The organism is Variovorax sp. OV084, assembly GCF_900111625.1.
Lineage (GTDB): Bacteria > Pseudomonadota > Gammaproteobacteria > Burkholderiales > Burkholderiaceae_C > Variovorax.
Genome location: NZ_FOII01000025.1, coordinates 57,163 through 64,011, shown reverse-complemented (window position 1 = coordinate 64,011; position 6,849 = coordinate 57,163). Strand labels below are relative to the sequence as shown.

Annotated in this window: 7 protein-coding genes; 2 read left to right on the top strand and 5 right to left on the bottom strand. The window is 65.1% G+C overall.

From position 1 onward, the window contains the following. Positions 1 to 342 precede the first annotated feature (342 nt). The 4 genes from kdpC to kdpF are packed head-to-tail and all read right to left on the bottom strand — an operon-like array spanning position 343 to position 4,957. Positions 343 to 924 (bottom strand): potassium-transporting ATPase subunit KdpC, encoded by a 582-nt coding sequence (gene kdpC / locus BMW87_RS31690; RefSeq protein ID WP_093081880.1) that lies wholly within the window; start codon positions 922 to 924, stop codon positions 343 to 345. 13 nt (positions 925 to 937) lie between these two features. Further along, positions 938 to 3,040, bottom strand: a complete 2,103-nt coding sequence (kdpB, locus tag BMW87_RS31685; protein WP_093081877.1) for a potassium-transporting ATPase subunit KdpB — start codon at positions 3,038 to 3,040, stop codon at positions 938 to 940. Positions 3,041 to 3,050: 10 nt separating this feature from the next. Continuing rightward, positions 3,051 to 4,856: a potassium-transporting ATPase subunit KdpA gene (kdpA, locus tag BMW87_RS31680; RefSeq protein WP_093081874.1), complete on the bottom strand. Its 1,806-nt coding sequence runs from the start codon at positions 4,854 to 4,856 to the stop codon at positions 3,051 to 3,053. A gap of 2 nt (positions 4,857 to 4,858) precedes the next feature. Continuing rightward, entirely contained in the window at positions 4,859 to 4,957 is a 99-nt protein-coding gene (kdpF, locus tag BMW87_RS31675) for a K(+)-transporting ATPase subunit F (RefSeq protein WP_093059552.1), read from the bottom strand. A 337-nt stretch (positions 4,958 to 5,294) separates the two neighbouring features. On the opposite strand from kdpF, the gene BMW87_RS31670 reads away from it, so the two are divergent. Both BMW87_RS31670 and BMW87_RS31665 read left to right on the top strand, forming a co-directional pair. Beyond that, positions 5,295 to 5,549 carry a hypothetical protein gene (locus BMW87_RS31670; RefSeq protein ID WP_093081872.1) on the top strand — a complete coding sequence of 85 codons (255 nt, stop codon included), beginning with the start codon at positions 5,295 to 5,297 and terminating at the stop codon, positions 5,547 to 5,549. A gap of 21 nt (positions 5,550 to 5,570) precedes the next feature. Further along, positions 5,571 to 5,783, top strand: coding sequence for a hypothetical protein (locus BMW87_RS31665; RefSeq protein ID WP_093081869.1), 213 nt, complete (start codon positions 5,571 to 5,573; stop codon positions 5,781 to 5,783). Between the two features lie 46 nt (positions 5,784 to 5,829). Here the strand turns inward: BMW87_RS31665 and BMW87_RS31660 are convergent, their stop codons facing one another. Continuing rightward, the gene (locus BMW87_RS31660) at positions 5,830 to 6,699 is read right to left on the bottom strand and encodes an alpha/beta hydrolase (RefSeq protein WP_256216993.1); all 870 of its coding nucleotides are present in this window, start codon (positions 6,697 to 6,699) and stop codon (positions 5,830 to 5,832) included. Between the last annotated feature and the right edge of the window lie 150 nt (positions 6,700 to 6,849).

The following is a 6,849-nucleotide window of genomic DNA, read 5'->3' as shown; positions in this document are numbered from 1 at the left end:
CAGGTCTTGCCGACACCGGCACTGGCGCCGAAGTAGATGCGCAGCTTGCCGCGCAATGCGCGCGCTTCGTCGTTTCGCAGTTGGGCCAGCAGGGCATCGGGGTCCGGGCGAATGACATCTTGCATGGACAAGGCCTGCTAGCGTTGCGTGGGGCCCTTGCGCGAGGCAGGACTGCTCGCCTTGGACTCCCTGCGCCTGGCTCCACGCGAATGCCGGCGCGCAGTGCGGGACACGATGAACCACGCGAACCCCAGAGGAATGAACAGCGCCGCCATCGCGCAAAGGACGTGGAACAGGTCAGTCACCATGGTGCAGCTCGCGCGACGCGGGAGTCGTCGCTCCTTACTTCACCTTGTCGAGGGCAATGTTGAGCGACAGCACGTTGACGCGCGACTCGCCCAGCAAGCCGAACAGCGGAGCCTGGGTGTTGCTGGCGATCAGCGCGTTGACCTGCTCGATCGGCACGCCGCGTACGCGCGCCACGCGGGCGGCCTGGTATTGCGCGGCGGCGGGGCTGATGTCGGGGTCGAGCCCGCTGGCCGAAGCCGTGACGAGGTCGACCGGCACCGGCGCGGTGTTGCCCGGATCGGCCGCGCGCAGCGCCTCGACGCGCGCCTTCACCGCATCGGTCAGCGCGGGGTTGAGCGGCCCCTGGTTCGAACCGCCCGAGGCGGTCGCGTTGTAGGGCTGCGGCGCGGTGGCCGACGGACGACCCCAGAAGTGCTTCGGGTCGCTGAAGTTCTGGCCGATGAGCCTCGAGCCCACGGTCGTGCCGTCGAGCACGATCAGGCTGCCCGCCGCCTGCGACGGAAACGCCGCCTTCGCGGCGCCGGTGACGGCCATCGGATAGATCAGGCCGGTGAGTGCGCTCAGCAGTGCAAAGACCACGAGCACGGGACGAACGATATTGCCGTTGTTGTTCATGATTGGGAACTCCTCAGACGAGATGGACGGCTACAAGAAGCCAGTCGATCAACTTGATGCCGATGAAGGGGACGACCAGGCCGCCCAGGCCATAGATGGCAAGGTTGCGGCGCAGCAGCGCGGCGGCGCCAACGGGCCGGTAGCGCACGCCCTTCAATGCCAGCGGAATCAGGAACACGATGACCAGCGCGTTGAAGATCACCGCGCTCAGAATGGCCGACGACGGGCTCGCGAGCCGCATCACGTTGAGCGCGCCCAGTTGCGGATAGGTCGATACGAAGATCGCCGGAATGATGGCGAAGTACTTCGCCACGTCGTTCGCAATCGAGAAGGTGGTGAGCGAGCCGCGCGTCATCAGCAGCGCCTTGCCGGTTTCCACCACTTCGAGCAGCTTGGTCGGGTTGGAGTCGAGGTCGACCATGTTGCCGGCCTCCTTCGCAGCCTGCGTGCCGCTGCCCATGGCCACGGCCACGTCGGCCTGCGCGAGCGCGGGGGCGTCGTTGGTGCCGTCGCCGGTCATGGCCACGAGGCGGCCTTCGGCCTGGTACTGGCGGATGAGCGCGAGCTTGTCTTCGGGCGTGGCTTCGGCCAGGAAGTCGTCGACGCCGGCTTCGGCCGCGATCGCCGCGGCCGTGAGCTTGTTGTCGCCGGTGATCATCACCGTCTTGATGCCCATGCGGCGCAGCTCGGCAAAGCGCTCCTTGATGTCGGTCTTGACGATGTCCTTGAGCTCGACCACGCCAAGCACGCGGTTGCCTTCGGCCACGGCCAGCGGCGTGCTGCCGCGACGGGCCGCTTCTTCGGCCGCGCGCAGCACCTCGGGCGCCATGCTGCCGCCGAGCGCTTCGACGTGGCGGCGCACTGCATCGACCGCGCCCTTGCGCAGCTGGACGGCGTCAGTGTCGAGGCTGTTCGGCGCGGCGGGCAGGTCGACGCCGCTCATGCGGGTCTGCGCGGTGAAGGGCACGAAATGCGCGCCCTCGACCGACGTCGCTGCGTCGAGGCCGTCGCGGCGGGCCAGCTCCACGATGCTGCGGCCTTCGGGCGTTTCGTCGGCCAGCGATGCGAGCATCGCAGAGCGGGCCAGGCGGGCCTTCGGAATGCCGGGCGCGGGCAGGAACGAAGTGGCCTGGCGGTTGCCGTGCGTGATGGTGCCGGTCTTGTCGAGCAGCAGCACGTCGACGTCGCCGGCGGCTTCCACCGCACGGCCCGAGGTGGCGATCACGTTGGCCTGCATCATGCGGCTCATGCCGGCCACGCCGATGGCCGACAGCAGGCCGCCGATGGTGGTCGGGATCAGGCACACCAGCAGCGCGACCAGCGCGGTGAGCGACACCACGGTTCCCGCATTGGATGCACCGACGCTGAATATCGAGAACGGCAGCAGCGTGGCGGTGACGATCAGGAACACCAGCGTGAGCGCAACCAGCAGGATGGTGAGCGCGATTTCGTTGGGCGTCTTCTGGCGCTTGGCCGCCTCGACCATGGTGATCATGCGGTCGAGGAACGACTCGCCCGGGTTCACCGAGACGCGCACCACCAGCCAGTCGGACAGCACGCGGGTGCCACCAGTCACAGCCGAGAAGTCGCCGCCCGATTCGCGCACCACGGGCGCCGATTCGCCGGTGATGGCGCTTTCGTCGACCGAGGCCACGCCTTCGATGACTTCGCCGTCGAGCGGAATGACGTCGCCGGTCTCGACCAGCACGACGTCGCCCTTGCGCAGGTTGGGCGCCTGTTCGGGCAGCCACTGCGCGCCGTGGTGCGGCTCATGCAGCTTCTTGGCCCAGGTGTCCTTGCGCAGGCCGCGCAGCGAGGCGGCCTGCGCCTTGCTGCGGCCTTCTGCCAGTGCTTCGGCGAAGTTGGCGAACAACACGGTGAACCATAGCCAGATGGTCACGGCCAGCACGAAGGCGGGCTTCATGCCGGTGTCGCCCGGGAAGCTCATCGCATGCACCCAGAGCAGCGTCGTCAGGATGCTGCCGATGTAGACGATGAACATCACCGGATTGCGCCACTGCACCCGCGGGCTCAGCTTGGTGACGGAGGCCCAGAGGGCGGGCCGCAGAAGCGCTGCATCGAACAGCGAAAGGGAAGTATTGGTCTTTGTAGTCATGGTCCGGGCCTCACTTCGCCCACAGCATCAGGTGCTCGACGACCGGTCCCAGCGCGAGCGCCGGCACGTAGTTGAGCAAGCCCACCAGCAGCACGGTGCCGATCAGCAGCGTCACGAACAGCGGCCCATGCGTGGGCATGGTGCCGGCCGTGACCGGAAGGCGCTTCTTGGCGGCGAGCGCGCCGGCAATGGCGAGCACCGGCACGATCACTCCGAAGCGGCCGAACCACATGACGACCGCCAGCAGCGCGTTGTAGAACGGCGTGTTGGCCGACAAGCCCGCGAAGGCGCTGCCGTTGTTGTTGCCGGCCGAGGTCAGCGCGTACAGGATCTCCGAGAACCCATGCGCGCCGGGGTTGGCGATGCCGGCCTTGCCCGCATCGGCGATCACGGCAACGGCCGTGCCGGCCAGCACCAGGATCGGCGTCACAAGAATGGCGACCGAGGTGAGCTTCATCTCATAGACCTCGATCTTCTTGCCGAGGTACTCGGGCGTGCGGCCGATCATCAGGCCGGCGATGAACACCGCCAGGATCGCGAAGATCAGCATGCTGTAGAGCCCGGTGCCCACGCCGCCGAACACCACTTCGCCGAGTTGCATCAGCACCATGGGCACCATGCCGCCGAGCGGGGTGAGCGAGTCGTGCATGGCGTTCACCGCGCCGCACGAGGCGGCCGTGGTGATGGCGGCGAAGAGGGCCGAGGCGTCGATGCCGAAGCGCACTTCCTTGCCTTCCATGTTGCCGCCGCTTTGCAGCACGCTCGACACCTGGTCGACGCCCAGCGGCGTCAGCAGCGGGTTGCCGGCCTGCTCGGCAGGGGTGAGCACGACCACGGCGATGACGAAGATCACCGTCATGGCCGCGAGCACGGCCCAGCCCTGGCGGATGTCGCCGACCACGCGGCCGAAGGTGAAGCACAGCGCCGCCGGGATCACGAAGATCGCGAGCATCTGCAGCAGGTTCGCAAACGCCGTCGGGTTCTCGTACGGATGCGCCGAGTTGGCATTGAAGAAGCCGCCGCCGTTGGTGCCGAGCATCTTGATGGCTTCCTGCGAAGCGACCGGGCCCATGGCGAGCGTCTGCGTCTTGGTGGTGGCGTCTTCCATCACCGGCTGGCCCTTGTCGTCCTTCAGCGGCTGGCCGTTGGCGTCGTTCTTCGGCTGCTGGAAGGCGGTGGTCTCGAGCGTGTCCACCGTCTTGTAGGCGTCGAAGTTCTGGATCACGCCCTGGCCCGCGAGGAGCATCGCGAGCACGAAGGAGATCGGCAGCAGAAGCCAGGTCGTGATGCGCGTGACATCGACCCAGAAGTTGCCCACGAAGCCCTTGCCGTCGGTGCGGCGCGCCGCAAAGCCGCGCACCAGCACGAAGGCCACTGCAATGCCCGTGGCGGCGGAGAAGAAGTTCTGCACCGTGAGGCCGAGCATCTGCGTGAGATAGCTCATGGTCGATTCACCGGCATAGCCCTGCCAGTTGGTGTTGGAGACGAAGCTCACCGCGGTGTTGAAGGCCGAGTCGGGCGACACGGCCGTCATGCCCGCCGGGTTGAACGGCAGCCAGCCCTGCAGTCGTTGCAGGCCATAGACAGCCAGTGCACCGACCGCGTTGAACGCGAGCAGCGCAAAGGCGTAGCTGCGCCAGTGCATGGAGCTGTCGGGCGAGACCCCGGCAAGCTTGTAGAGAGGTGCTTCGACGCGTTGAGTCCAACGCGGCATATGGCCATTGCACATCGCCGCCAGGAAACGTCCGAGCGGCCATGCAAGCAACAGCAGCACGACGAGATAGAAGGCCAGAAGCCCCCAGGCCGAGCTACTCATGATCAGAACTCCTCGGCGCAGATGAGCGCAAAGACGAGGTAGGCGAACAGGATCACGGCGATAAGCCCGGCGAACCCGTAGAGGACTTCAAGTCCGATCATGGCCGTTCTCCCTTGGGCGTATCGAGCTTGTGCAGCCCGACTACCAGTTCGGCCACTACGACCCACATGACCGCAATAGCGGCAATCCACACGATGTCCATTCATCACTCCTGCAAACGAAACAAGTCAGTGAGTCTCTGCAGGCGCGCGTAAAAACAGGGATAAATCTTGGGAGCGGGCTGTAAAAAGAATATAAAAATCCGGAGAGCGCGGTATGCGAAGGAACGACGCATCGCTTTGAAACAAGCGAAAGCACGTGCCCCTTGACGGCTGCCGGTAGGCCAAGGCTGCGGTTCGCCGCAGTGACAGCGCTCGAAAGACCCCACAAAGGACCCCGATGAACGCGATCAAAGAAGCACGCCAGATCATCACGACCGACCCGAACGGCGAGGAGTCCCTGACTCTGGCCCGACTCGTGCTGGCCCTGGAATCCGAGGACGACTTCCCTCTTGCCAGCCTCTACACGCTTAGCCTCGGCACCTTCAGTCTTGCGATGGAAATCCTGAAGGAGTGGCGGATCGACCGCTACTACGCGAGAAAGGGAAAGCTGCTGGATGTGTCCTATCAGGCGCAGGTCCTGGCAGCACACTGAAACACCGCCTGAGGCCGCACCTTGGAACGCACCATGGTCCCGGCAAGCCAGTTGCGGGTCATCATCGACGAGGTTGAACCTCACGCGTTTTCCTGGACGCTCATGGAGCGCAAGGAGACGGACATCATCGATGTGCAGGTGGCGCGCTCTCCGAAGAACTTTCCCGAATTCGATCTTGCATTGGAAGACGGCTTTCTCGCGCTGAAGGAGTTGGCGCGCGAGCACAAGCGTTGACTGACGGCGCTGCCCGGTGCGTCGCACCAGGCAGCCTCCGGATTCATTACTTGGCGGTGGCGACAGACACCTTGTTCGCGGCTTGCTTGATCAACGCAGCAACAGCCTTGGGATTCGAAACGTAGACGGCGTGGCTGCCTGGGACTTCCGTGACGACGGAACCCGCGCGCTTGGACATGTTGCGCTGCGCAGGCGGCGGGATCATCTTGTCGTCCTTGGCCACGAGGTACCAGCTCGGCTTCGACTTCCATGCCGGTTCGCTCACCGCGCCGGCGAGGGCTGCAACACCCCATGGCACCTGCGAATTCGCCATGAACGCGGCCGTTTCGCCCTTCACGTCCGCTGCGAAAGAGGCAGCGAACTTCGTCTTGTCGAGCATCAGGAAGCCGTCGACCGGCGGGAGGATCGGGGGCACCGGCGCGCCAGGCGGCGGGTTCTTGATCAGCGAGTCGACCGACTCGCCCTTGTCGGGAGCGAACGCAGCGATATAGACGAGGCTCGCCACTTTTTCGTCATTGCCTGCCTCGGTGACGACGACACCGCCATACGAGTGGCCGACGAGAACGACCGGCCCCTTCTGGGCGGCGATTGCGCGCTTCGTGACGGCGACGTCGTCCGCCAGCGAGATGGTCGGGTTCTGGACAATGGTGACGTCGTACCCATCCTTCGTGAGGATCTTGTAGACGCCTTCCCAGCCGGAACCGTCGACGAAACCACCGTGCACCAGAACGATGCCGGGCTTTGCCGTCGTGGCGGTGGCAGCGCTGGCCGCACCCGTTGCGATGACTGCGGCGCCGAAAGCGGCGGTGAAGAGCTTTGCGATCTTGAGCATGGACATTTGCAACTCCTGAATGCGCGCATCAGCGCGCTGCTGATTGAACAAGTGCGTTACGGGCGATGCCACCGAAAGCCGCACACGAACTCTCGTGGTGCCGTAAATTTATGACTCAATAGTTTAAGTGTCAAGTATTTAGTGGTGAAGCTGTTTTCCGCTCTTGAGGGTTGACGGCAGCCGCGTTGGTGGGGATGAAAGTGACGCACGAAATTACGGCCGTCGGCACCCTGC